The following is a 26,245-nucleotide window of genomic DNA, read 5'->3' as shown; positions in this document are numbered from 1 at the left end:
AGAACCGCATGAACCCGGTCGCATTCACCATGCTTCTGTTCGGGTGCCTGCTCGGCGCCGCGCTTCCCGCCTCCGCCGCCGAGGAACCCGCGGCCCCGGCGGCCGACACGGCCGCGATCGACTCCGTCGAACCGGCCCCGGCCGAAGCGCCGGTCCAGGTCATCGCCACGTACTTCCACGGCAACCGCCGGTGCGCCACCTGCCGGAAGCTCGAGGCTTATGCGCAGGAGGCGGTAACCGGGGGATTCCCCGATGAAATCGCCGCCGGCGTCCTCCAGTGGCGCGTCGTCAACTTCGATGAAGATGCCAACGCGCACTTCCTCGAGGACTACGAGCTGTTCAGCCAGGCGGTTATCCTCTCGCGCCTCGAGGGCGGGAAGGAGACAGTCTGGAAAAACCTCGACCGGATCTGGACGCTGGTCGGCGATCAGGAGGCCTACCTTGCCTACGTCCGCAGTGAGCTGCGGACCTTTCTCGCCGCCGGGGCCGACTGATGGATTCGTTCGCGGTTGCCGCCGCCACGGCTTTCTGGCTGGGTTTGCTGACCTCCGTGTCCCCGTGCCCGCTGGCGACCAACATCGCCGCCATGAGCTATGTGGGGCGGCGGATTGAACGCCCCCGCCTGGTGCTCCTGTCCGGTGTGCTGTACACGGTGGGGCGGCTGGCGGCCTACGCGGCGCTGGCCGCGCTCATCGTCAGCAGCCTCACCGCCGTCCCCGAGCTGGCCCGCTGGCTCCAGCGCTGGATGAACGTCGTGCTCGGGCCGATTCTGATTCTCGCCGGGCTGTTCCTCATCGACCTGATCCCGCTCCGCCTTCCCGGAATCGGCGTTGGCCGCCGCCTCGAGCAGCGGGTTGACCGGCTGGGGATCTGGGGGGGCGGGCTGCTCGGGGTGATGTTCGCCCTGTCGTTCTGCCCGGTCTCAGCGGCCCTCTTTTTCGGCAGCTTGATTCCGCTCGCTCTCGAACAGCGGTCCGGTTTTCTCATGCCCGTGCTCTACGGGCTGGGGACGGCCCTGCCGGTGGTGGTCTTTGCCGCGCTCATCGCTTTCGGCGCCCGCTTCATCGGCTCCGTCTTCCACCGCGTGAACGCCTTCTCCCGCTGGGCGCGCCGCCTCACCGGAGTCGTCTTCATCGCCGTCGGCGCCTACTACGCCGTCCTCTACATCTTCGGCTCCCGGTAGCCGGGCGGGCGGCCCGGCATGCCGTGGGGCGGACCGGCCACAAAAAAACTTGTTTCCGGCAAGCCCGTCCCGGAATATGAAACGATGTTCCGGGGAAGCCGGGTCGGCTTCCTGCCGGACCGCGAGTGCCGGTAACCCTTACTACCAGATAGGCCGCAACGTGGCGGCAGAGGAGATGACTATGAGATACCTGTTAGTTGTGCTGGCGCTGGCGGCGCTGGCGATCGGCTGCGGCGGCGGCCAGACTGTGACCCGCCTCGATCCGGGCGGCACCACCGACCTCAGCGGCAAGTGGAACGAGACCGATGCGCGCCTCGTGGCCGAGGAGATGATCGCCGATGCGCTCGCCCGCCCCTGGCTGATGAATTTCGTCGAGAAAAACGGCGAAAAGCCGGTCGTCACTGTCGGCACCATCCGCAACAAAACCAACGAGCACATCGACACCGAGGTGTTCACCGCCGACTTCGAACGCGAACTGATCAACTCCGGCAACGTGCGCTTCGTGGGCAGCCACGATGAGCGCTACGAGGTTCGCGAGGAGCGGCAGGACCAGGCGGAGTTCGCCTCCGAGGAGACCCGCAAACTCCTCCACGATGAGCTCGGCGCCGACTTCATCCTGCTCGGCGCGATCAAGACCATCACCGATGCGGTCGAGGGCCGGAGCACCGTCTTCTACCAGACCGACCTCGAACTCATCAACATTGAGACCAACGAGAAAGTCTGGATCGGGACGAAGAAGATCAAGAAGGGGATTGCCCAGTCCGGCACGAAATGGTGAGCCTGCCGCGATCGGCGGGGCGGGGGATCCTGGGTCCGGGCGCGCTTTTGCTGGTGCTCGCGGCCGGCTGCTCCTCCGGCCTCAACCGGGAGAAGTTCTACGCGCCGCTCGAGGCCGATCTGCGCTCGGGCAACTACGCCGCCGCCGTCGCCACCGTTGAGGAGGCCCGATCGAAAGGGGCCTACAAGGAGAAGGACCGCTTCCTGTACTACCTCGATGCCGGTCTGGCCTACCACTACGCCTCCCAGTTTGACTCCTCCAACCTTCGCCTCGCGGTCGCCGAGCGGGCCGCCGAGGAACTCTTCACCAAGAGTATCTCCAAGGGGGTGCTCGCCAACACTCTGCTCAACGACAACGTCCTGGAGTACCCCGGCGAGGACTATGAAGTTCTCTACACGAACCTCCTCATGGCCCTCAACTACCTTGCCCTGGGGAAGCACGACGATGCGTTCGTGGAAATCCGCCGCGCCCACGACAAGCTCAACCTGCTGGAACAGAAGTACGCGGATGCGGCCGCGGCAATCGCGGCCGACGCCGCCCGCGACACGACCGGCGCCTGCGTCGCTTTCGCGGGCACGGATGTGCGTTTCAACAGCTCCGCTTTCGCCCGCTACCTGTCGATGCACATGTACGCCGCCGAGGGGCTCGACGACGACGCGCGGATCGACTCGCAGGCGCTGGCCGATGCCTTCGCGCGCCAGCCCAACATCTACGCGTTCCCTCCGCCTCCGGTCGCCTACGCTGCGGACAGCGGCGGCGTGCTCAGCGTGGTCGGGCTGGTGGGTCTCGCGCCGGTGAAGCAGCCGCTCAATTTGCGCGTCCGCACCGATGAGAACCTGCACCTGCTGACGGTGATCTACGACGACGCCCGCCCGGAGCACACGGTGTTCGCCAACTACCCGCTGCCCGAGGGGATCGGCGACTTCTACGCGAAACTGTCGCTCCCCCAACTGGTCCCGAGACCGTCGGAAATCGCGGCTGTCCGGGTCTCCTCGGGCGGCCGGGTGCTCGGCGAGCTGCAGTTGCTCGAGGATGTCGCGGCGGTCGCGGCCGCCTCTTTCGAAGCCCGCCAGTCGATCATTCTCTGGCGCACCGTCGTGCGGGTCGTGCTCAAAACCCTCTCCGCCTCCAGACTGAAAAACGCCGTCGACAACGGCGGGATCGCCGGGTGGCTGGGCAAACTGGCCGCCGACGTCGCCTACGACGTTTCCGAACAGGCGGATCTCCGCTCGGCCGTACTCCTGCCCGGCCGCATCTTCGTCGGCGACTTTGTCGTCCCCCCCGGGGCGTACGATCTGACGGTTGAGTACCTGGACGCCGAGGGAGCGGTCGTCGAAAGCCGCCACTACCCCGGCGTGTCGGTCCGCGAGCGCGCATTCAACCTCGTGCGCACTTTCTGCCTGCGCTGATCCGGCCGCCCCGGGCGGCCGCGTGGGCGCCCATCTCCCTTTCAGGCCGTGGGTCCCGGTGCGGATTTCGCCGTGGGCGGCCGACCTGATCAACGTTGACACGTCCCGCACGCCGGCCGATCTTTCCCCCCGTCGGCCCCATCACGCCGGAGCTGTGAAGTGTCAGTACCGCGATGGTCCTACAGGAAGTCCCTGGCGTCTCTGCTGGCGTGCCTGATTCTCCTTCAGGCGGCGGCGGTGATCGTCGCCGGTCCCGACCGGCCGCCCTGGGGGGACGAGAGCCACTTCGTCGACACGGTCCGCCTCTTCGCCTCCCGTCCCAGTCTCGAAACGCTGCGCACCTATCCCGAGATGTCCGGGCCGCTGCCCTTCGCCCTCTATGCGGCCTGGGGGCATCTCGCCGGCCTCGGTCTATGGAACCTCCGTCTGCTGTCGCTCGTGATTGCCCTCGGTTCCTACTTGGTGTTTCACCGGCTGCTGTGGCGGATGTGCGGGGATGGCCGCCTCGCCTTTCTGTTCGCGCTCCTGTTCGCCCTGCAGCCGTACATGATCGGTTTTTCGATTTTCGTCTTCACCGATGGCGCGGCCATCCTGTTTCTGCTGGCGGCCCTGTGGGGAGCGGTCGCCGGCCGGGCGGTGCTGATCCTGCTCGGCCTCGCGGGAGCTCTGCTGTGCCGTCAGTATGCGGTATTTGCGGTGATGGCGGTTGCGGCCTGGGCGCTGCTGCTCAGGAATTCTCCGGAGCGAAGGGAATTTGCCGGGCGGGCGCTCGGCGCGGCCGCGGCGGCGGCCGTTCCGCTGCTCACGCTGTTCCTGCTGTGGGGGCATGTCAGCCCCGACAACCGTCTGCGCGGGCTCTACCTCGGCGGAGGCCTCGCCTTTCACCCTTCCGCGCTGGTGCTCTACATCAGCCTGCTCTTCTGGTACCTGCTTCCGGCGGCAGCCTATGCCGGGCGGCGGGTCTACACGCGCGGGCGGCTGATTGCGGCGGCGGCTCTCAGCCCCCTTTACTGGCTGTTTCCGGTCGAAGCTTCGCCCGCCGCCAAGGCGATCGGCGTCCAGACGGTCGGTCTCCTGCACAAGGCGGTCGAAAACTTTCCGGCCGCTCCGTGGCTGCCGCACGCGTTCTTTTTTGCCGGATTCCTCTTCGGGTTGCCGATCGTGCTGCACATCGCCCAGAGCGCAGTCGCCCGGATCCGCGCCCGGACGGGTGATGTCGTACTCCTGCTCGACAGCGGCGTGATCGCTTTCCTGCTCGTCATGCCCTTTTCGTATCTGGCGTGGGAGAAATACATGATGCCGCTGGCGCCGCTGGTTCTGGCGCGTCTCGCCGCTCTGCGCGTCCCGGGAGACCCTGCGTCCTGACGCGAAAACACGCGGCCGGCCCATCGGGCCGGCCGGGTCACACAGTGCAGAGCGAGGAGACCGCATCGTCACGGGACTTTCACGTCAATCTGCTTCGGCTTCGCTTCCTCCCGCTTGGCCTGCGTCAGCCGCAGGAAGCCGTTCTTGTACTCAGCCTTGACCGAGTGCTGGTCGATAGCCGACGGGAGCGTATACTGGCGCTTGAATGTCCCGGTCGCGATCTCGCGGCGGACCCCACCCCTCATCGGAGTCATCGGCCTCGAGGCGCCGCTCGCCCGACACCGTCAAGCGGTTGTTCCCGACCTGCACTTCGAGATCCTCCTTGCGCATGCCCGGGGCCTCGAACAGGAGGGTGGCGTCCTCGCTCGTCTCCCGGACATCGACCCGCGGCCAGTGATGCGGCTCCCACGGCGCCGGCGGCCAGTGGAAGAAGTCCTCGAAGAACGGGCTGGGCAGGCGATTCCGCATGCCGTTAGTTTCACGTCTCGCCACGTTCGTCATTTCGCAACACCTCCTTGCGTTTGCCTCAGCTAGGTCATCTATGGCTGTTGTTGTTTTCACTCTGCACGTAATCAAAGCATGTACCCATTCGGTCGCACGCGCTCGGCCAAGCACCTGCTCTCGCGGTGGGAGAGCGGCCTGCCGCAGGTCTCCCATCGTGGCAACTGCGGCTGTCGATTCTGCTTCCCGATGCGGTCAATCCGGCAGAGAGCGAGCGTACCCCCCCGGTCCCGCCGGGCCGGGGCGCGCGACGGCGGCTCCCGCCGGCTGCGTTTACGCCCTCCGGGGCGACCGGCGAACCGGAGTTTTTGTTGAATCCCGGGCCGCCTCGTGGCTAGCTTTGACCAGTTGCGGCCGGGCGACAGCGGCCGCGCCGACACTCGCGCAAAGGAGCTTCTATGGCGACCATGTTCTGGATCTGGATGGCCGCGGCAGTCATTTTTCTGATCATCGAAATCACCAGCCCGTCGTTTCTCGCGATCTGCTTCGCCATCGCGGCGGCCGCGGCCGGCGTCTTCGCCCAGTTCAATCCCGAAAGCTACTACTGGCAGGTGGGGTTGTTCATCATCGCCTCGCTCGTGCTCCTGCCGCTGATGCGCCCCCTGGCGCGGCGCATCACCAAACCCTCGCCGGTGCAATCCAACATCGACCGCCTGATCGGACAGATCGGCATCGTGACCAAACCGATCGATCGCGAGAGCCCCGGGCAGATCGTGGTCGACGGCGAGACGTGGCGGGCCGTCGCCGCCGGAACCTTCGCCCCCGCCGAGCGCGTGCGGGTCGCCTCCGTCCAGGGGAACCGCCTGCGCGTTGAAAGAGCCGAGGAAAGTGAGGAGTGAGCCCCATGGATACCGGAATCCTGATATTTCTGCTCGCGGCGATCGCCTTCGCCGTGGTCATCGTCTCGTTCTCGGTCAAAGTGGTCGGTCCCTACGAACGGGGCGTGGTCGTGCGCCTCGGCAAATACCAACGCGTCCTCGCGCCCGGCCTCAACGTCATTTTCCCGCTCCTCGACGATGTCCGGAAGATCGACATGCGCGAGCAGGTGCTCGATGTTCCCCCGCAGCAGGTCATTACCAAGGACAACGTCGTGGTCGAGGTCGACGCCGTCATCTGGGCGCAGGTGACCGATCCGGTGCGGGCGACTTTCGAAATCTCCAACTACTTCGACGCCGCCTCCAAGCTGGCCCAGACCAACCTGCGCAACGTGATGGGGGAGATGGACCTCGATACCTGCCTCTCGTCCCGCGACAAGATCAACGGCCAGTTGCGCGATGTCCTCGACGACGCCACCGACAAGTGGGGCGTCCGCATCAACCGCGTCGAACTCCAGCGCATCGACCCCCCCCGCGACATCACCGAAGCGATGAGCCGCCAGATGAAAGCGGAGCGCGACAAGCGGGCCGCTATCCTCGAGGCCGAGGCCCGGCGCCAGGCAGCCATCCTGCTGGCCGAGGGCAACGGCAAGGCCGCCGTCCTCGAAGCCGAGGGATTCGCCGAGGCCGTCCGTATGAAAGCCGATGCCGAGCGCTACCGCCAGATCACGGTGGCCGAGGGAGAGGCGCTCGCCATCAATAACGTCTTCGGCGCCATCCACGCCAGCCGGCCCGACGACAAGCTGATCATGCTGAAATACCTCGAGATGCTGCCGAAACTGGCCGAGAACCAGGCGAACAAGATCTTCCTGCCGTACGAAGCGAGCGGGATGATTGGGGCGCTGGCGGCGCTCATCGAAGGGGCGCGGCCCAACGGCGGCGGCAAAACGGCGTCGCCCCGGCCCGCGATCGCCCCGGTCGATACCGAAGAGGTCGCCGGCTGAGCCGATTTAATTGGACCGGCTCGCCCCCCTCCATTTGACACACCCGCCTTCCCCGGCGTATACTATCGCCATGGAAACCGACCGTGCGACCATACGCAAGCCCGCCGTCGCGGGCGCCTTCTACCCGCGCGACCCGGGCGAGCTGGCCACCGCCATCGCCCGACTCTATGCCCAGGCGGGCAAACGCATAATCACCGGCCACCCGGTAGTGGTCGTCGCCCCCCACGCCGGCTACCCGTACTCGGGCCTGACTGCGGCCAAAGCCTACAAGCAGCTCGAGGGGGAGCAGTTCGACACGGTCGTGGTCATCTCGCCGTCACACACGGTCTTCTTCAAAGGCTCATCGGTCTTCGCCGGCGCCGGCTACGAGACGCCGCTCGGCGTGGTCGAGACCGACCGCCCGCTGGCCGACCGAATCGCCGCCATCAACCCGTCCAACGTTTACTACTCCAACATGGGCCACGCGACCGGCTCGACCCGCGGCGAACACGCTCTCGAGGTGCAGTTGCCGTTTCTCCAGGTCATGCTCGGCCGCTTCAAGCTCGTCGCGATCGTGATGGGCGACCAGGAGGAGGAGTCGGTCCGCATCCTCGGCGAAACCCTCGCCGCCGCGCTCAAAGGGGCCAACGCGCTCATGGTCGCTTCCAGCGATTTGTCCCATTTCCACAACGCGAAAGTCGCCTCCCGTCTCGACGGCACCGTCCGGCAGGCAGTCGAGCAGTTCGACGAGGCGTTCCTGCTGGAGACGCTCGAGACGGGGAAGGGCGAGGCCTGCGGGGGCGGGCCCATCGCCGCGGCCATTATCGCCGGGCGGCGCCTCGGCGCCACCCGGGCCCAGGTGATCGACTACTCCCACTCCGGCCAGACGACCGGCGATTTCAACGAGGTGGTTGGCTACCTCTCGGCCGTCTTTCTGTCCGAGCGGAAAGCGGCCGCCCGCGAGGTCATCGGCGCCCGGGCCGCCGGCGAACCGCGAAAAAGGGAGGAGCGCATCGCCGATGACGACCGGCGGCTGCTGGCGGCGGTCGCCCGCGACGCGATCCGCGCGCGCCTGGAGGGCCGAGAGTACGCCCCGCCCGCTCCCGAGTCGCTGGCCATGCAGAAAGGCGCGTTCGTCACCCTCCACCTCCAGGGACAGCTCCGCGGCTGTATCGGGCGGCTCCGCTCCGATGAGCCGCTGCCCCGGACGATTGCCGACATGGCGGTGGCGGCGGCGTTCGAGGACCCCCGGTTCCCCGAACTGCACGAACGCGAGCTTGACCGTATCGATATCGAGATCTCGATCCTCTCGCCGCTCGCGCGGGTGCGCGACATCGAAGAGATCCAGGTCGGCCGCGACGGCCTCATGATCAAACTCGACTGGCACTCCGGGCTGCTCCTCCCGCAGGTCGCCGCGGAAAACGGCTGGGACCGGATGGAATTCCTCGGGCAAACGTGCCTGAAAGCCGGGCTGCCGAAAAGCAGCTGGAAAGACAAGAACGCCGAGATCTATCGTTTCAGCGCCGAGGTGTTCTGAGAGACTACGCCCGCAGCCACAGCCATACCCCCGCCGCCAGCAGCGTCGCCGCCGTCACCGGCACTCCCGTCCGGGCGTGCCTCCGCCATGAAATGCGCACTCCCAACCGCTCCGCCTGGTCGAGCACGATGATGTTCGCGATCGAGCCGACCACGAGCAAATTCCCCGCCAGCGTCGATGACAGCGCGAGCACCGCTCCGCCCAGGGGATGGGTCGCCGAGGGCAACAGGAGCATGGTTGCGGGCACATTGCTCACCAGGTTGCTCAGCACGACGCTCGCCGCGAAGAGCCACCCCGGGTGGTCCAGGGGAATGCCGGCCGCGTCCAGTCCGACCATGACGCCGGCCATGTAGCCGCCGCTGTTGACCGCGTAGTTGACCACGAAGAGCGCGAGAAACAGCACCAGGAGCGGCCAGTCGATCAGCCCGAGCATCTCGCGCGACTGCATCCGCCGCGACAGCAGGAGCACTCCCGCCGCGCCGAGCGCCGCCAGGTCGCGCGGCCAACTGCCGGCCAGGAAAATCACCAGCAGCGCCGCCAGCACGAGCGTCCCCTTGGCCGTCTGCCACCGGCTGAACAGCGGGGCCGCGACCGGCGGCGCCACCGTCTCCGCTCCCAGCCGGCCCCGGTACTGCCAGGCGAGAATGAGCCACAGCAATACGAGCCCGAACACCACCGGAATCAGGCTCTCGAGCAGGTACCCCGAAAACGACAGGCGGAGGACCTCCCCGATGAGGATGTTCTGCGGGTTGCCGATCAGGGTCGCGGCCGAGCCGATGTTCGCTGCCGCCGCCAGCCCCAGCAGGTACGGGACCGGGTTCAGGCGGCGGTGGGCGCAGGCCTCGATCACCACCGGCGTCGCCGCCAGACAGACAATGTCGTTGACCAGCACGGCCGACAGCAGCGCCGTCACCCCGATCACCACCGCCAGCAGCGCCGCCGGCGACACCGCCAGCTCCCCCGCTCGCCGCACCAGGAAGGAGTAGGCCCCGGCCAGCCGAAACTGCGATGACACCACCATGAGCGCAAACAGCAGCGCGATCGTCGACATGTCCACGGCCGCCGGCAGATCGGCCGTCGTCACCCGCCCGAACCCCAGCAGACAGAGCGCCCCCAAAAGCGCCACCCCGGTCCGGTCAAGGGCCAGACCGGGAATCCGCCCAAGGATCATCCCGAGGTACACGACGCCGAACACGAGTATGATGAGCCAGTCCATCGCCTTGCCTTTCGGGCCGCTGCCCGCGCCGGCTGAAAGCTATCGTCCCGGCGCCGGGGAATCGGCCCCGGGGAGCCTCACGGGGAGTAGGAAATGAACTCGAACCCCTCGTCCGGATGCTCGTACGCCTGATCAAAGCTCGCGCCGCGCACCGGACCGTAGCCCGGGGCGATCCACGCCTCGTAGTAGCGCGTCCCGATATGCCCCGGCACGTCGATGAACGGTATTCGGATCAGGAATACCTCCGGGTAGGCATTCCCGCGCACGACGGCGTTCGTAATCCGTCGACAGGTTGCGTTGAGCGTATCGGCGACCGACCGGTTGCACTGGTCGATGTCGGTCTCCGCATGGCCGATTGTCTGCCACTTCAATCCGCTCGCCAGCGGGTATGGGGCGATCCTGCCGGGCGAGGGCAGGGGAAGGTCCAGTCCGCAGTACGAGCCGCCGTGCCAGTACAGGCCGCTGGAGTCGGCGCTGAAGTAGAGCGTGAAAGCGTAATCCGGGTCGGAATAGTTACTCGGGATGGGCGCGGCGGACACCGGGTAGGCCAGCCGACCGTTGCAGATCGTCGGCAGACCTATGACCGGGGTGAAGGACCAGGCGTCGACCGGGCTGTTCGGCACAAACTGGCGGAGACTGTCGCCGACATAGTTCACGTACCCGGCTGTTATGGTTCGGCCCGGAACCAGGCCGAAATACTCGGCCGGGTTGAGGGCATGGTCCGGCCCGCCGCCGCCGAAGGGGTTGCCGTCATCGGAACCGCACGCGAGGAACAGGGGGCCGGCGGCAATAAGCGCGGCCAGCGCCGACGCGACTGAGCTGTGATACTTGAGCGCCATGTCTATTCCTCCGCGTGGGGGTTGGCCAATGCCGTCTCTCGGCCGTTCTCTCCTACAGCCGCTGCCGCACCCATCCTTCCAGCCCGCCGCTGAGCACCAGCTCCTGCGCCGCCGCGCCGATCGGATCGACCTCGTAGGTCTTGCCTGCGAACACCAGCGACGCGGCCGCAAAATCGACCGTCGCCTCGCTGTCGGAAACCGCCGTCAGCCGGTTCGGGTCGCACGCGGCTTTCAGATCGTTCACCAGGTCGGGGCATTCGATCGCGAGAAAACCGTTGTTCAGGGCGTTCCGCTTGTAGGTCTCGGAGAACGAGCCGGCGACCACCAGCGCGATCCCGCGGTGCTGCAGCGCCGTCGCCGCCTGTTCCCGGGAGGAGCCGGTGCCGAAATTGAACCCGCCGACCAGAATATCCCCCTTGCGCACGAGCTTGCCGAATTCGGGATCGTAGTTCTCCATCACCACCGCCGCCATCTGCTCGGGCGTCATGTCGTCGATATAGGTGTACTTGCCGGGGTAGATCCCGTCGGTGTTGAGGTTGTCCTGGCGGCAGAAAGCCAGCCGCCCGGACAGCCGGGTGGGGAAGCCGTCGATCACCCGCGCCGCCTTGGTTACTCCGGCGGGTTTTCGGTTCACCCGCATCTCGCCGGTGGTCGGCCGTGCCGTCGCCTCGGCCGGTCCGGTGATGTAGCCGGCGATTGCGCTGGCGGCCACCACCGCCGGCGAGGCCAGGTAGGCCTCCGCCTCGCGCGCGCCCATGCGGCCTTTGAAATTCCGGTTGGTCGCGGAGATCCCGACTTCGCCCTCGCCCAACAGCCCCCGGCCCAGACCGATACACGGTCCGCAGCCGGCCGGGAGCGGGATCGCCCCGGCCGCGAGCAGAGCCGCCCAGTCACCCCGCTTCTCGCTCTCCGCCTGCACCTCGGACGAGGCTGCGGCGATGTAGAACTCGACCCCTGCGGCCACCCGCTTTCCGCGCACCACCGCAGCCGCGGCCGCGAGATCCTCCACCCGGCTGTTCACGCAGGACACGAGATAGGCCTTGTGGATGCGCTTCTTCTGACGCGCCAGGTCGGCCACCGAGGTCATGACCTTGACATGGTTCGGCCCGGAGACGTGCGGGGTGACCGTGGCGAGGTCGAGCATGAGCTCCCTGGCATAGAACGCCCCCGGATCGGCGGCCGGGATGTGGCGTTGGAGGTCCTCCAGCCGCGCCGTGCGGAGCCGGGGGTGCTCCCCGCCGCCGTCGGCGTCCGAGGGCACGCCGGCGAGCCCGCGCCGCCGCACAAACTCGATCCGCCGGCGGAGCCAGTCCAGGGTGACGTCGTCGATGGGGAAGAGGCCGACCAGCGCCCCCCATTCGGTCGTCATGTTGGCGATCGCCAGCCGCTCATCGACCGACAGCGAGCGGAGCCCGTCGCCGGCAAATTCGACCGCGTGGTTGAGCACCTCGTCCTTGTTGAAATAGCCGCAGAGCGTGATGATCACATCCTTGCCGGTCGCACCCGGCGGAAGTTGTCCCTTGAGTTGACAGCGGGCGACCGGCGGCACCTGCCACCAGGTGCGACCGGTGGCCCAGATAGCGGCCGCGTCGGTGCGGACGATCGGCGTGCCGAGACACCCCAGCCCGCCGTACATGTTCGAGTGCGAATCGGACGCCACCACCATGGTCCCCGGCCAGGCGTATCCTTCCTCGCACATGATCTGGTGGCCGATCCCCCGTCCCGCCGGGTAGAAATCGATCCCGTGCGCCGCTGCGAACGACTCGATCTTGCGGTACTTGGCGAGGTTCGATTCGGTAGTGTCCTGCACGTTGTGGTCGAGCGTGAACACCGGCTGGCGCGGGTTGGCCACCCGGGCCGCGCCGATCGACTGGAATTTCGGTATCACGGCGCCCGTGTTGTCGTGCGTCATGACGTGGGCCGGCCTTATCGAGAGGTAGTCGCCCGCGCGGACCGCGTGACCGGGCTCGAGCCCGACCGCGTAGCGCTGGGCGATCTTCTCAACGAGAGTCTGCGAATGGGACATGGGGCGATCCTTTATGACGTGGGCCTTCGTTTTCCCGTTCGGCAGGCGGGAGCCCCGCGGCTCCCCCCCACGCTTATTTCACCAGGTCAAAATCGATAAAATCACAATGGTGGAAAATGATGCTCTCCGGCAGCCGCTTTTCACCCTCCCCCTCCTTGCTGTGCGTCGCGATGACGTGCATCACTTCCGAGGGCAGCCCGTGCCGAAAGGCCAGTCCGACCCCGGAGAAGGGGTGCCGGAGGTGCTTGCCGTAGTCGCTCTTCACCGGCTTGCCGTCGACAATCTCGTACTCCATCAGCTTGCCCACGTCCGCCAGGAGCGCCCCCGCGATGAGGTAATCGCGGTTAACCCTGGTGCGGTTGGCCCCGTGCACTTCGGTCAGCACGTCGTCGCAGGCCAGACACATGCGGCAGACCGCCCGGACATGGTCGACAAAGGTGATTTTGACATTCTGCGCCAGCAGCGTGAACGGGATGTTCCGCAGGAGGTGTTCGGTCCAGCCGCGGAATGCGATCGCATCCGCCCAGCAGGCGATCGTCTTCTCCCGCAGTGTCGGGTCGGTGATCTCGTTGACTTCGGGCAACAGGCGCGCAACCAGGTCGTGCATGGCGTACCTCATTCTCTGTCAGCGTTTCTTTTCAGGCGGCTCGTCTCCGTGGCCGCATTATACGGCGAGCGGCGGCGGGTTGCCAAGCGCTTTGCGCCGGGGGAGCGCCGCCGCGGCTGCCCATCCAAGATAACCGCCGCGCCCGGCGTTTTCGTGAAAAAAGTCACAACAAGATGGGCCGTACGGTACTTTTTCACTTGGCCCGTCCGCTCTCCGCGGCTCGTGATTACTGACAAATTCGCGGGGATTGGTGACTCGGCGGTGACGGACCGAAAAGCGGATATTCCCGACGAAGCCGTCAACCTCTTCGTCCGACTCGGTGGTGGCGGCAAGACGACGAAACCGCTCGCCTGCGGCATCAGCACGCCCCCTCTCCGTCGCCGTCCCCAGGAGCGTCCGCAGACCGGCAGGGAAACACGCAAAGCAAAAATAAACTGCCAAGGGGTTTCACAGCACGAACAAACAGAGGAGGTTTCATGGGTTGTCTGATTTCAGGAGGACTGCGGATACCCCGGGCCGCGCTGGCGGCGGCCGGGCTGGCGCTCGCCTTGCTCCTGGTCGGCCCGGCCGTGGCGGAAGTCCCGGACAGCGCGTGCGCCGGCTGCCACGACATCGTTGACATGTTCCACAAGTCCCCCCACGGCGCATATTTCGCCGGCGATCCCGCGCTCGCCGCGGGCACTTGTGAAGCATGTCACGGATCGGCGGTCGACCACGTCGCATCCGGCGACCCGGCGGACATCATCAATCCGGCCAGGGCCGATCAGTTCGGCGCCGCGGCGCTGTGCCTGAACTGCCACAAGAACCACCAGTTCGATGACTGGGCGTTCAGCGCACACTACGCCGCCGGCGTCACCTGCGCATCCTGCCACCGCATCCATGCCGAGTACACCGACGACCGGCTCCGCGACCCCGCCTTGTGCTACTCCTGCCACGCGGAGGTGCGGGCCGCCGCCTACATGCCGTCCCACCACCCTATCGCCGAAGGCAAGATGCGGTGTCTCGACTGCCACAGCGTCCACGGCGGCGGGACAATGTTCGTGAAGGACATGACCAACGGGGAACTGTGCTTCTCCTGCCACGCCGAGAAGGAGGGGCCCTTCATCTACGAGCACTCCCCGGTTCAGGAAAACTGCATGATTTGCCACTCCCCGCACGGCACGGTGGCCAACAGTCTGCTCAAACAGAACGAGCCGGCTCTGTGCCTCGACTGCCACCCCATGCACTTCCACGCCGCCGTCCCCGGCATCGGCGGAACCTTCCAGCCCCCCGCGGCCCCGGAACGGCGCACCGTCTCGACCCGCGAGTCGCGGAGGATCGGCATGCTGACCAAGTGCACGCAGTGCCACACCCAGATTCACGGCAGCGACCTTCCCTCACAATCCATGTCCGCCCGCGGCGCGGGCCTGACCAGGTAGGAGGTGAAAGATGCGACCCTCTGCGATAACATCTGTTCTTTGCCTCGCCCTGCTCGCCGTCGCCGCCCCGCGTGCCGCCCAGGAGGAGGCCGAGTCGTACGACGAATACTCGACCTGGCTGGGCGGACACTACTCGGAGTTCCTTAACGACGGCAAGAAGGCCGGGGAATACCGCATAATCGAGGACGACGGCTGGGCCGAGGTCCGGCTCAGGCTCCTCTCCCGCCGTGGGAACAGTCTCCTGACAGCGAACGGGCATTTCTTTGATAAGGACAACCTGCAGGCCAGGATGAGTCTGGTCAATGGCCGCACTCTCGATCTCGACTTCGGCTGCCGGACACTCATCCACCAGCTCGGCCAGGACCGCCTGCTCGACTTCGCCGCCCGCGAGTGGGCGGCCGGGGCGGACACCCTCGGCGGGAAAATGCTCACCCACACGATCCTCGACTCGCTCGTCGATTGCCACGTCAGCCGCCGCGAAATGCTCACCCGGATCGACCTCCAGCTCTGAACAGCCCCGACGTGAGCCGGTTCGCGATTGCCCCGAATTTGAACGTCATCCGCACGCCGGACGACCGCTTCTCGGCGACTATCGGGTACACGTTCAATCATTACCGTTCCACGGGGCCGGTGTCGGTCGCCCTGTAGGACGGGTGAGCAGGCCACCTCTTTACAGACACCGTGCGTGTCTCCGAAGAATCGGCCGACTCCGTCATCGCGCCCTTCCACTACGGCACGACGTACGAGATGGCCGGCTACACGACCAATGCTCACACGTTCTACCTGAGCGCCGCCTACCAGCCGATCGCGAAAATGCGGCTGACCTCCACCCTCACCTACAACCTGTCGAAAGCCGGGTTCGAGGAGGGGATTATGCCCGACGGTCGCGCTTTCTACGACGGCGATCGGGTGCTCGAACACATGGACTTCTCGTTTGCCGAGATGGATGCGTACTCCGACCTCGACTTCGAAATCCTCCGTTTCGCGGCCGGGGTGGAGTACCAATTCACGCCGACTTTCACCTTCACGCTCGACGGGGACGTCGCCCATGTGGTCGACTACCAGGGCTGGGTCTGGGGGGACGAGACCGGCCGCTACTATATGGTCCGGTCGGGAGTGCTGGTGAACTTCTGATCTGGCGCGGGTGCGGACCGACCGGACAAACCGGTCGGTCCGCCACCCCGACCAGGCGGGGCGTATCGGGCGGACTGGGCGGTCCGCTTTCGGGAAAGTGCTGATTGCGGCGAAATATGAGCCTGCATGTCTTGATTCGCCGGCCGTTTTGCCGTATGTTGGCGCCGATCGGAGTCGCAAACGATAACGAGGTAATCGACTAATGACTACGAATGGCCATCCCAGACGAACACTCTTGCGCCATCCCCTGGCGGCGCTCGGCGGCGCGCTCGTGCTTGCCGGCGGCGCCCTCTTTATCATTCTCGTCCTGATCGACTTGTCCGCCGCCCACGAGAACATGTACCGGTCGCTGGTGACGTTCATCCTGGCGCCGGCGGTGATTCTCCTCGGCGTGCTGCTGTTTCTGATTTCGGTGCGGCTGCAGATCGGCCGGGCCCGGCGCGCCGGCGAGGACGTCCGCTTCACCCTCTCCATCGATCCGGCCGACCCGAAATACATCCGCAACCTCTGGCTGTTCCTCGCTTTCACCGCAGTGCTCGTGCTCGTGGTCGTGTACGCCGGCACCGAGGCGTACGACGCCACCGAATCGGTGGTTTTTTGCGGCGAAACCTGCCACCGGGTGATGGAGCCGCAGTACGTGACGTACCACAACTCGCCCCATGCCCGGGTGGCCTGCGCCGAATGCCACATCGGACCGGGCGCCTCGTTCTGGGTGAAGTCGAAAGTGGACGGTCTGCGGCAGGTGTGGGCGACCGCCCTCAACACCTACCCCGAACCCATTCCCACGCCCATCGTGAACCTGCGCCCGGCCCGGGAAACCTGCGAGCAGTGCCACTGGCCGGAGCAGTTCTACGGCGACAAGCTCCTCGTCCGCACCTACTACCGGACCGATGAGCAGAATTCGCCGTGGACCGTGGCCCTCCGCGTCAAAATCGGCGGCGGCACGCCGCGGGCTACCGGCCAGGCCGGCGGCATCCACTACCATATGCTGACCGAACGAAGGCTCGAATACATCCCCGCCGATGAGAAGCGCAGCGTGATCGCCTGGGTCCGCTCGATCGGGCCGGAGGGCGACACGACCGTGTGGGTGAACGCCGATGCCGAGCAGCCGGCGGTCGCCGACTCCGCCGATGCGATCCGGGCGTTCGACTGCATGGATTGCCACAACCGCCCCTCCCACCGGTTCAACCCGCCCGCCACCGCCGTCAACCGCGCCCTGAACAGGCATGAGCTCTCCGCGGAGCTGCCCTCCATCCGCAAGCTTGCCGTCGACCTCCTGAATGCGGAATACAAGACCAAGCCGCAGGCGCTGGAGGCGATTGCCCAAGGCCTCCGCGAGTACTACCGAACCAACTACCCCGACCGGGTCGAGGCGCAGAAGGATGACATCGAGCGGGCGGCCGCCGTCCTCCAGGAAATCTATACCCTCAATTTCTTCCCGGAGATGAAGACCGATTACCGCGTCCGGGAAAACCACCTCTCGCACTTCGTGAGCGACGGCTGTTTCCGGTGCCACACGCCGAGCATGACCAACGCCGCCGGCGAGCCGATGAAAAACGACTGCCGGACCTGCCACCTCATTGTCGCCCAGGGACCCTCGACCGCCATCGACAGCCTGGAAATGAATCTGGCCGGACTGGAATTCCGCCACCCGGAAGATATCGATGAGGCTTGGAGAGAGGTGAATTGCACGGCCTGCCACACCGCGGATCAGGGGTATTGACCGCGGGCCGGACCGCGATGCCGTTATGAGACGACTGCTGCCGTTGGTGTTGCTCGCGCTGCTCCCGGCGCTCCCTGCTCTGGCGCAGGACAACGAAACCTGTCTGTCCTGCCATGCCGACGAGGATCTGGCCGGGACGCTGCACGGGCGGGAAATTTCGATGCACGTGGGGGAGGATGCCCTCGCCGGATCGGTCCACGCCGAGCTGGAGTGCATCATGTGCCACACCGACCTCGCCGGGGTCGAGGACTGGCCCCACGCCGAGGATCTCGCGCCGGCCGCCTGCGGCGACTGCCACGACGCCGGCGCTCTCCGCACGAGCGCGCACGGGACCGCCGCCCAGTGCTGGGATTGCCACGGCAGCCACCGGATTCTCTCGCCGGCGGACTCCGACCCGGAAACCGGCGGCGTGCGCTGCGGCGTCTGCCACGAAACCACCGCGAAAATCTACTACCAGTCGCTCCACGGCCGGCTCGTCCACGAAGGCGCGGAGCTCGCCCCGCGCTGCTGGGACTGCCACGGCGGCCACAACATCCTCCCGCGCACCGACCCGAACTCCCAGGTCGCCAAGTTCAACATCCCCTTCGTCTGCGGGGAGTGCCACAAGGAAGGCTCGCCCGTCCATCAGCGCTACGACATCCCGCAGGACAGCATCATGCAGCACTACTCCGAGTCGATCCACGGCATCGGGCTGTTCAAGCAGGGACTCACCGTCACCGCCGTCTGCTCGGATTGCCACACCGCCCACAACGTCCGCGACCACGCCGATCCCCAGTCGAGCATCCACCGGAACAACATCGCGGCCACTTGCCGGCAGTGCCACGGCCGGATTGAACAGGTCCACCAACAGGTCATCCGGGGCGAGCTGTGGGAGAAGGAACCGGGGAAAGTCCCCGCCTGCGTCGATTGCCATTCCCCCCACCAGATCCGCCGCGTCTTCTACCAGGAAGGGATGTCAGACCGGGAGTGTTTGGCCTGCCACGGCCGGCCGAACCTGACCATGGTGCGCGGGGGAAAGACCGTCTCGATCTCGGTCGACAGCCTCGAAACCCATAGCTCGGTCCACCGGGGCGTCACCTGCGCCCAGTGCCACACCGGCGTGACCCCCCGGCACAACGAGCGCCCCTGCGCCACGGTCGTGAACAGGGTCGACTGCTCCATCTGCCACGCCGAGGTTGTTGCCACCTACCGGGAGAGCACCCACGGCCAGTTGGTCGACCGGGGTGATCCCGACGCCCCCGAGTGTATCGACTGCCACGGGGTCCACGGCGTGCTCGGGCGGAAAGACCCGCAGGCGCGGACTTTCCCGACCAACGTGCCGCGCCTGTGCGCCGAATGCCACCGGGCGGGCGCGCGCGCGGCCGCGCGCATCAACGAGGGGCATGACCGGGTCGAGGAGTACATCGAGAGCATCCACGGCAAGGGGCTGCTGCAGAGCGGCCTGGTGGTCACCGCCATGTGCACCGACTGCCACACCGCCCACCACGTGCTGCCGCAGACGGACGCCCGCTCGAGCGTCCACCGCGCGAACATCCCCAAAACCTGCGCCCGCTGCCACAACGGCATCTACGAGCAGTACGCGAAGAGCATTCACTCGGCGACCGCCAACCCGGACGCCAAAGACCCGCTGCCGATCTGCAACGACTGCCACCACTCCCACACCATTACCCGCGCCGACCTGGCCGATTTCCGCCTCACCGTGCGCAAGCAGTGCGGCGCGTGCCACGCCGACGTCACCGAGTCCTATTTCGAGACCGTCCACGGCAAAGTGTCGCAGCTCGGCGGCACGGCCGCGGCCCAGTGCTACGACTGCCACGGCGCCCATGACACTCTGCCCCCGAGCGATCCCGGCTCGCACCTCTCCCGCGCCCACATCGTCGAAACCTGCGGCCAGTGCCACAAGGGGTCCCACCGCCAGTTCGCCGGCTACCTGACCCACGCCACCCACCACGACCGCACGAAGTACCCCATCCTCTTCTACGCCTTCTGGTTCATGACCACCCTGCTGGTCGGCACGCTCATCGTCGCCGGCGCCCATACCATCCTCTGGCTGCCGAAATCGTGGCAGATGATGCGCGAACACAAACAGGTCCGCACGCAGTACCGGGGCAGTCTCGAGTACCGTCGCTTCAAGCCCCTCCACAGCCGGCTCCACATCATGGTCGTGACCAGCTTCATCGCCCTGGCGATCACCGGCATGACGCTGAAATTCTCCTACCTCGGCTGGGCCCGGTGGATCAGCGAACTGCTCGGCGGGTTCGAGTCGACCAGCTACATCCACCGCGTCGCCGCCGTCGTCACCTTCGCCTACTTCGGCATCCACCTCTGGGATCTCATCAGCGAGAAACGCCGGCAGCGGAAATCATGGCGGGAATACCTGTTCACGAAAAACTCGATGCTCCCGAACCGCGATGACCTCCGCGAGGCAATCGCCACCATCAAGTGGTTCCTCGGCCGGGGACCGCGCCCCCGCTACGGGCGCTGGACCTACTGGGAGAAATTCGACTATTTCGCCGTCTTCTGGGGCGTCGCCATCATCGGCACCACCGGCCTCATGCTCTGGTTCCCCGAATTCTTCACCCGCTTCCTGCCCGGCTGGATCATCAACGTGGCCCAGATCGTGCACTCCGACGAGGCCCTCCTCGCCGTCGCCTTCATCTTCACCGTCCACTTCTTCAACACCCACTTCCGGCCCGACAAATTCCCGATGGACACCGTGATCTTCACCGGCCGCGTCCCCGTCGAGGAACTCAAGAACGACCGCCCCCGCGAGTACGAGGAGCTGATCCAGTCCCGCAAGATCAAAGACCATCTCGTACCGCCGCTTCCGCCGGTGATGGTGCGCACGGCGAAGGTTTTCGGCGCGGTCGCCCTGACCATCGGGTTAATCCTAATCCTGTTAATCATTTATGCCGAAATCTTCGGCTACCGTTAATTCTCTTGAAAATTGATCGACACATCCGTATATTTCTTCGTGAAATATATCACAAAAAGGACCTGACTAGTCGAAGAGGTCAAACATGAACGCACGCTGCTCCCGCCGGTATCGCCTTTCCCTGCTCCTGCTGGTCACGCTGCTTCTGTGCCTGCCCGCGGCGGTATCGGCTCAGGATGACAACGAAACCTGCCTGAGCTGTCACTCCGATAATGAACTCACCGGCCTGAACCGGAAAGGGGCCGAGATCTCAATGTTCGTGGCCCCGGGCTCGCTCGACTCCTCGGTCCACGCCGGCATGAGCTGTATCGACTGCCACACCGATCTTGCGGGCAACGCCGACTATCCCCACGCGGAGGAATTGCAGCCGGTCGATTGCGGCACCTGCCACAGCGACGTCGCCGAGTTGTACGCCACCTCCGCCCATGCCACCAGCAATCCGAACGCCCCCACCTGCGCCTCCTGCCACAGCCACCACAACATTCTGTCCGACACCAACCCGGAAGCACCGACCTCGGCGGGGAAACTCCCCTATACGTGCAGCAGTTGCCATAGCAAGCAGACGCTCACGCGGGATCCGGATGTCCGCATCGCCGACTCCTTTGACCGTTACATGCGCGGCATTCACGCCCGCGGCATCCAGAAAGGCATCGGGTCGGCCGCCTCCTGCAACGACTGTCACGGGATGCACAGTCTCAAGCGCGCCTCGGACCCGCAGTCGCTGGTGCACAAGATGAACATCCCGAAAACCTGCGCCAAGTGCCACAACGACATCTACATCCAGTACGCCCGCGGCATCCACGGCAAGGCCCTCGCCCAGGGCATCCTCGACTCCCCCAACTGCTCCGACTGTCACGGCGAACACGAAATTCTCGAGGTCGACCGGGAGGGCTCGCCGGTCAACCACGCCAACCTGGCCGATTATGTCTGCGGGAAGTGCCACACCGACCCGCAGATGGTCGAGAAATACGGCTTGAGCAACAACCAGTTCACGTCCTACCAGGACTCCTACCATGGCCTGGCGGTGCGCGGCGGGTCGCTCAAAGCCGCCACCTGCGTGTCGTGCCACGAAGCCCACGCCATCCTCCCGCAGGCCAACCCGGCCTCCTCCATCCACCCCGACAACGTCACGGCCACCTGCCAGCAGTGCCACCCCAAGGCCAACGCCAAGTTCGCCCAAAGCTACACGCACCAGGCCTTCATCGCCGGCGACAACCGGATCGACGACGTCGTGGAGACCATCTACGTCTGGCTGATCGTCATCACTATCGGCGCCATGCTCGTCCACAACCTCATCATCGTCGGGCGCTACGTCGTCGAGAAACACCGCAAGATGAAAGGCCAGCCCACCGTCCAGCGTTTCACTGGGGCCATGATCTACCAGCACATGGTTGTCACCATCGCCTTCATCACCCTCGTCCTGACCGGCTTCGCCCTGCGCTACCCGGACGCCTGGTGGGTTCACATCCTCAATTTCCTGCACCTCAACGAGGGGTCGCGCTCGGTGATCCACCGCATCGCCGCTGTCCTCCTCATGTACATCGCCGTCCACCACGGCCTCTATCTCTTCCTGGCGCGCAAAGGCCGGAAAGAACTCCGTGCCATCTGGCTCAGCACCCAGGATCTCAAACACCTGGTCCAGAACGTCAGGTACCACCTCGGCATGACCAGGGAGAAACCCCGCTTCGGACGTTTCGACTACACCGAGAAGGCCGAGTACTGGGCGCTCGTCTGGGGCACCGTCGTCATGGCCCTCACCGGCTTCATCCTCTGGTTCCCCACTTTCTTCACCGGCTTCCTCCCCGCCTGGATCGTGAAAGTCGCCGAGACCATCCACCTCTACGAGGCTTGGCTCGCCACCCTCGCCATCGTCGTGTTCCACTTCTTCTTCGTGATCTTCCACCCGGAGCAGTACCCGATGTCGTTTACCTGGCTGACGGGCAGGATGACGGTCAAGGAGTGCGAGGAGCATCACCCGGAGTGGTACGAGTGCATCGCCTCCGGGGAGCACCGCGAGCACGTCGGGGCGGGTCCCGACCCGGGCCGCTCCGGCGACCGCCCGGCCAAACAAGATTGAGGACCCGTGCGCGGATACGATTGTCGGTAGAGGGAGCTAGGACCGGGCGCCGTCGGGCGCCCGGTTTTTGATTCTGCGCCGCGCACCGGCGGGCTTTCTAGTCGGCGTCCCCGTTCCCCGGCCGCTCCGCCGCCGTCACCGGCCGCACCACGACCGCTTTCGCGCCGCCTTCCCGCACCAGTTGCAGCGTCGCCCCCCGCCTCGTCATCGTCTTGAGAATCTGCTCCACCAGTTCCCGGTGATTCTTGACCCGCCGGCCGTCCACGGTCCGGATGAGATCCCCCTCCCGCAGCCCCGACGCATACGCGGCCCGCTGGGGATCGAGCGCATCCACTCGCAGCAGCCCGTTGTCGGCGACGCTGATCGCCATCCCCAGCTCGCCGCTCAGCGGCAGTCCCTCGACGGAAGTTCGTTTCCCCGTGCTCTCCGGCCGCGGCGCCGGGTTGGTCGCCGCCATCAGCGCCGAGGTCGGCGGTTCGGCCAGCACCCGGGTGACGAGCGGGTCCTGCGGGGACAGCGCCCAGTCGCCGCCCGCGAAATAGCTCTCGTAAATCTCGATCCCCGGAAAATGATTCCGCCAAAACGCCGAGCGGATAGCCCCCTGGGCCGAGTCGCGCCCGAGCACACCCTCCGCCGCCGCCCCGGCGAGCACCAGCGCGAGGATATCCCGGCGGTACGGCCCCGGACGCAGGAGCGGGTGGTCCGCCAGCCCCGAATGGCCGGCGGACTCGCTCGCCTGGTCGAGCAGCCGCCGCGCGAGCTGGTAGATGACGTTCAGCTTCATGACCTTCCCGGCCGGTGCCGCCTCGATCGCCTCCCCGCGCCGTATCCCCCCGGTCGGGATGATGAGCGGCTCCGGCGCGCCCGTCGAGAGGAAGTACCGCAGCACGAACAGATCGAATGCCGACTCCGTCCAGGCAATTCCGGACAAGGCCGCCAGCAGGGAGAGGATCGAATCCCCCTGGGCCGCCCAGAAACTCTCCAACCCGGCATTGTGTTCCTGCGCCCAGCGCAGGTCGGCGCGCGCGCTGCTGGCGCCGTAGTGGACCGGGTACAGCGCCCGCTGGAGCTCGACGGCGCCGTAGTTCAGACGTACCTGCGGAATCGGGCCCGCCGGCGGTGACGCCGGGACCGCTTGCTCCTGGGCCTGGGCCGGCAGCACGGCCGCCACCAACATAATGAGGAAAAGCGCCTTCATGACGCCAAATAAACCGCACCGACCGGCGATCGCAAGATGAAACTCTCGGTCCGACCGAGCCCCCCGGCTCCCGCTACGCCGTCGCCGGCGCTCCCGCCGGGATCGGCTCGAGCAGGCGAAAGTAAAACAGCGTATACATCGTCTCGAACACCGCCCCGAGAAACCCGCCCGCCGGCAGCGACACCAACCAGAACAGGGGAATCCCGATCGCGAGCGCCGCGATCAGGCCGGCCGATGAGGACATCGCCAAGAGCACAAACGGGATCGCCATCACGACGATCGCCCCCGCCGCAATCATCGCGGTGACAATATACAGCCCTACATGGAGCAGAAAGAGGATTGCACACGGGCCGGGATACCGCCCCAGCAAACCGAGACCCTCGCGGAGCGCCGCCGCGATCGGAATGTCCCGCACCACCATCGCGCGGTAGGCCAGCTGGAACACCGTCTCCGCCGCAAAGACAAACAACATCAGGAGCGGGATCCCGGTCAGCACAGCCGCGACCAACAGCAGCGGGTGTACGAGAAGGGCGAGCGCGCCGAGCGGCACCGTGATGGCGAAGAAAGCGATGTAGACCAGAAAGTGCAGGATCAGCACGCCGAGCGCCCGCCCGAGGAAACGAAACCCGGCTGCGAACGACGCGCCCAGCGAGTACCTCCCGCCGCGTGATAACCGGTTGACGGCGTCGATAATCGCGGGTGTGCACAGAGCCGTCAAAAACACCGCCGTCGCCGCCATCAGCAGAACGACCAGAAGAGCGGCGGCTAAAAGCCACCCGCCGAGTGAGAAGTCGTACCCGCCCAGCCCCGACAGGTCGATCCACGGGTGCTCCGAGTCCAGATCAAAAGTCGACTGAAACGAGTACAGTCCGTAGCCCGATGAAAACAGCCCCAGTAGCCAGAGCGATTTGTTCTGCCAAGCGAGACGGAAGGAACTGCTGATGATCTCGCTGTAGTTCATAGCCATTCTCCTGACATGGATATTACTCACGGAAACCGCGCAGTATTCACCCGATCTGCGAAGGACAACCGGAATTGCCTCGCCAAAGGACTTGTCCGGTCGGGAAAAGCATGGTTACTTCACCGTATGTTCAGGCCGGTCATATTGTCGTGCCGGGCGGCCGCTGTCCTGTCGCTGGCCTTGGCCGGCGGGGGTTGCGGGGAGCCCGGCACTCCGGGCGCGACCGCCGCGGCCGACAGCGCCGTGGTGCTTGTGGTTGCCGATGACTCCGCCACCGTGCTGGAGCTCACCCGCCGGCAACATCGGGTCGAATGCCGCAACACCGCGATGGGTGCGTTCGTAACCGGCATTGACACCCTGCGGGCCGGCGGCCAGGCCTACTGGGTCTACTCCGTCAATGGCACGACACCCGACCGCGCCGCCGACAAATTCCTGGCCGCTCCCGGCGACACCATCCGCTGGCGTCTCCGGAAAGTGCAATGACCGGTGCGATCGCCGGCTGACCGCAGTGCGCTCCGGGCGGTCGCGCCGCCGCCGACGCGGCGGGAGTGCCCGGGCGCCTGCCGCAGGACCCCAGTCGCGTGCAACTCAAGCGCGGCTGACATGAAGCGAACTGATCCATAGACCGGAAAGGAGTCTCCCGTGTACCACTCCCTGAAAGAATCTCTTGAGTCCTGGAAAGGGGAGTCCGAAAGGACGCAGCAGGTTCTTGATGCTCTCACCGATGCCTCCCTGGCCCAGTCCATTGCGGCCGGCCACCGGACGCTTGGCCGGATCGCCTGGCACATCGTGACCACCATTCCCGAGATGATGACCTACACCGGCCTGAAACTCGAGAATCTCCTCAACCCCGATAAACCGGTTCCCGCAGCCGCGGCGGAGATCGCCGAAGCCTATCGGGCCCTTTCCGCCGCCCTTGTGGACCAGGTCAGCGGTACGTGGAATGACCGGTCGCTCGATATTGAAGACGATCTCTATGGCCAGAAATGGCCGCGGCGGATCACCCTGATGGTGCTGATCCAGCACCAGATTCACCACCGGGGGCAGATGACCGTCCTGATGCGCCAGGCGGGACTGAAAGTGCCTTCGATTTATGGGCCGTCGCTCGAGGCCTGGCAGGAACACGGCATGAATGCCCCGGAGGTCTGATCGCCGCCTCGGCCCGTCTGTCGGGCTCCCGAATGACTAAAGCCTGCCGTCACCGCCAGTCGGTGGCGGCGGGCGAACCGTCACTCTGAATCGCCGCCGCCGTCCGTCCCCCCGCCAACGCGACAGAGCGCTCGCCACATGTGATCTGTGATTTGTAATTCCCCCTCCGCCTGGTTCTCCGGCGGGAGGTTCAATCCGCATCGCTCAAGAACCCGAGTCAGGGGAGAGGCTGTGGGCGCTCTCCTGTCGCCTGGGTTTTGCCGAACAGGCGCGCCGGCGCGGTGGCGGTGGCGGGGGTTTGTGGTAATAGCCGAAGCCCCGCCGGGGAGGCGGGGCTTCGGGGATGAGCTATGGTAAGCAGGCGGGAGTTACTTCAGCAGGACCATTTTCT

The 26,245-nt window shown here is 66.0% G+C and carries 24 protein-coding genes; 17 read left to right on the top strand and 7 right to left on the bottom strand.

What is annotated here, in order from left to right:
• The first annotated feature begins 8 nt into the window (after positions 1-8).
• The 5 genes from KA261_05635 to KA261_05615 all read left to right on the top strand — a co-directional run bounded on the left by KA261_05635 (position 9) and on the right by KA261_05615 (position 4,735).
• Complete coding sequence (locus KA261_05635) at positions 9-494, top strand: hypothetical protein (protein MBP7697272.1); 486 nt, start codon at positions 9-11, stop codon at positions 492-494.
• Positions 494-1,183, top strand: a complete 690-nt coding sequence (locus tag KA261_05630; protein MBP7697271.1) for a sulfite exporter TauE/SafE family protein — start codon at positions 494-496, stop codon at positions 1,181-1,183. Before KA261_05635 ends, KA261_05630 begins: the two co-directional genes overlap by 1 nt.
• A gap of 175 nt (positions 1,184-1,358) precedes the next feature.
• Positions 1,359-1,961, top strand: a complete 603-nt coding sequence (locus tag KA261_05625; GenBank protein MBP7697270.1) for a penicillin-binding protein activator LpoB — start codon at positions 1,359-1,361, stop codon at positions 1,959-1,961.
• Positions 1,958-3,370, top strand: a complete 1,413-nt coding sequence (locus KA261_05620; GenBank protein MBP7697269.1) for a hypothetical protein — start codon at positions 1,958-1,960, stop codon at positions 3,368-3,370. The genes KA261_05625 and KA261_05620 overlap by 4 nt, the downstream gene beginning before the upstream one ends.
• A gap of 159 nt (positions 3,371-3,529) precedes the next feature.
• Positions 3,530-4,735 carry a hypothetical protein gene (locus tag KA261_05615; GenBank protein ID MBP7697268.1) on the top strand — a complete coding sequence of 402 codons (1,206 nt, stop codon included), beginning with the start codon at positions 3,530-3,532 and terminating at the stop codon, positions 4,733-4,735.
• Between the two features lie 150 nt (positions 4,736-4,885).
• On the opposite strand, the gene KA261_05610 is transcribed toward KA261_05615, so the two are convergent.
• The gene (locus KA261_05610; GenBank protein ID MBP7697267.1) at positions 4,886-5,236 is read right to left on the bottom strand and encodes an Hsp20/alpha crystallin family protein; all 351 of its coding nucleotides are present in this window, start codon (positions 5,234-5,236) and stop codon (positions 4,886-4,888) included.
• Between the two features lie 398 nt (positions 5,237-5,634).
• Here KA261_05610 and KA261_05605 point away from each other — a divergent pair, with 398 nt between their 5' ends.
• The 3 genes from KA261_05605 (at position 5,635) to amrB (ending at position 8,571) form a co-directional block, all read left to right on the top strand.
• Entirely contained in the window at positions 5,635-6,075 is a 441-nt protein-coding gene (locus KA261_05605) for an NfeD family protein (protein ID MBP7697266.1), read from the top strand.
• 5 nt (positions 6,076-6,080) lie between these two features.
• On the top strand, positions 6,081-7,055 hold the full coding sequence (locus KA261_05600; GenBank protein ID MBP7697265.1) for an SPFH/Band 7/PHB domain protein: 975 nt from the start codon (positions 6,081-6,083) through the stop codon (positions 7,053-7,055).
• 70 nt (positions 7,056-7,125) lie between these two features.
• The gene (gene amrB / locus KA261_05595) at positions 7,126-8,571 is read left to right on the top strand and encodes an AmmeMemoRadiSam system protein B (protein MBP7697264.1); all 1,446 of its coding nucleotides are present in this window, start codon (positions 7,126-7,128) and stop codon (positions 8,569-8,571) included.
• A gap of 4 nt (positions 8,572-8,575) precedes the next feature.
• On the opposite strand, the gene KA261_05590 is transcribed toward amrB, so the two are convergent.
• The 4 genes from KA261_05590 to KA261_05575 all read right to left on the bottom strand — a co-directional run bounded on the left by KA261_05590 (position 8,576) and on the right by KA261_05575 (position 13,259).
• Positions 8,576-9,787 (bottom strand): anion transporter, encoded by a 1,212-nt coding sequence (locus KA261_05590; protein MBP7697263.1) that lies wholly within the window; start codon positions 9,785-9,787, stop codon positions 8,576-8,578.
• 77 nt (positions 9,788-9,864) lie between these two features.
• On the bottom strand, positions 9,865-10,626 hold the full coding sequence (locus tag KA261_05585; GenBank protein MBP7697262.1) for a hypothetical protein: 762 nt from the start codon (positions 10,624-10,626) through the stop codon (positions 9,865-9,867).
• 52 nt (positions 10,627-10,678) lie between these two features.
• Positions 10,679-12,652, bottom strand: coding sequence for a homoaconitase (lysF, locus tag KA261_05580; GenBank protein ID MBP7697261.1), 1,974 nt, complete (start codon positions 12,650-12,652; stop codon positions 10,679-10,681).
• Between the two features lie 73 nt (positions 12,653-12,725).
• Positions 12,726-13,259, bottom strand: coding sequence for a hypothetical protein (locus tag KA261_05575; protein ID MBP7697260.1), 534 nt, complete (start codon positions 13,257-13,259; stop codon positions 12,726-12,728).
• Between the two features lie 48 nt (positions 13,260-13,307).
• Between KA261_05575 and KA261_05570 the strand changes: the two genes are divergently transcribed.
• From KA261_05570 to KA261_05540, 7 genes are all read left to right on the top strand, one after another.
• On the top strand, positions 13,308-13,748 hold the full coding sequence (locus KA261_05570) for a hypothetical protein (protein ID MBP7697259.1): 441 nt from the start codon (positions 13,308-13,310) through the stop codon (positions 13,746-13,748).
• Positions 13,736-14,677: a DmsE family decaheme c-type cytochrome gene (locus KA261_05565; protein ID MBP7697258.1), complete on the top strand. Its 942-nt coding sequence runs from the start codon at positions 13,736-13,738 to the stop codon at positions 14,675-14,677. The genes KA261_05570 and KA261_05565 overlap by 13 nt, the downstream gene beginning before the upstream one ends.
• A gap of 10 nt (positions 14,678-14,687) precedes the next feature.
• Positions 14,688-15,188, top strand: a complete 501-nt coding sequence (locus tag KA261_05560; GenBank protein MBP7697257.1) for a hypothetical protein — start codon at positions 14,688-14,690, stop codon at positions 15,186-15,188.
• A 170-nt stretch (positions 15,189-15,358) separates the two neighbouring features.
• A complete protein-coding gene (locus tag KA261_05555) occupies positions 15,359-15,811 on the top strand; it encodes a hypothetical protein (protein MBP7697256.1) in 453 nt (150 codons plus the stop codon).
• 235 nt (positions 15,812-16,046) lie between these two features.
• Positions 16,047-17,534: a NapC/NirT family cytochrome c gene (locus KA261_05550; GenBank protein ID MBP7697255.1), complete on the top strand. Its 1,488-nt coding sequence runs from the start codon at positions 16,047-16,049 to the stop codon at positions 17,532-17,534.
• Between the two features lie 25 nt (positions 17,535-17,559).
• On the top strand, positions 17,560-20,469 hold the full coding sequence (locus KA261_05545; GenBank protein MBP7697254.1) for a cytochrome c3 family protein: 2,910 nt from the start codon (positions 17,560-17,562) through the stop codon (positions 20,467-20,469).
• 85 nt (positions 20,470-20,554) lie between these two features.
• Positions 20,555-22,546 carry a hypothetical protein gene (locus tag KA261_05540; protein MBP7697253.1) on the top strand — a complete coding sequence of 664 codons (1,992 nt, stop codon included), beginning with the start codon at positions 20,555-20,557 and terminating at the stop codon, positions 22,544-22,546.
• 97 nt (positions 22,547-22,643) lie between these two features.
• Here KA261_05540 and KA261_05535 read toward each other — a convergent pair whose 3' ends face one another.
• Entirely contained in the window at positions 22,644-23,744 is a 1,101-nt protein-coding gene (locus KA261_05535; GenBank protein ID MBP7697252.1) for a PDZ domain-containing protein, read from the bottom strand.
• Positions 23,745-23,817: 73 nt separating this feature from the next.
• A complete protein-coding gene (locus KA261_05530) occupies positions 23,818-24,705 on the bottom strand; it encodes a hypothetical protein (protein MBP7697251.1) in 888 nt (295 codons plus the stop codon).
• A 126-nt stretch (positions 24,706-24,831) separates the two neighbouring features.
• Between KA261_05530 and KA261_05525 the strand changes: the two genes are divergently transcribed.
• Together KA261_05525 and KA261_05520 are read left to right on the top strand one after the other, a co-directional pair.
• Entirely contained in the window at positions 24,832-25,188 is a 357-nt protein-coding gene (locus KA261_05525) for a DUF4430 domain-containing protein (GenBank protein ID MBP7697250.1), read from the top strand.
• 159 nt (positions 25,189-25,347) lie between these two features.
• The gene (locus tag KA261_05520; protein MBP7697249.1) at positions 25,348-25,854 is read left to right on the top strand and encodes a DinB family protein; all 507 of its coding nucleotides are present in this window, start codon (positions 25,348-25,350) and stop codon (positions 25,852-25,854) included.
• The last annotated feature ends 391 nt before the right edge of the window (positions 25,855-26,245 follow it).

It is taken from the genome of Candidatus Zixiibacteriota bacterium (assembly GCA_017999435.1).
Lineage (GTDB): Bacteria > Zixibacteria > MSB-5A5 > GN15 > FEB-12 > JAGNLV01.
Note: the sequence above shows the minus strand (reverse complement) of the source record. Positions and strands in the feature narration are given on the sequence as shown.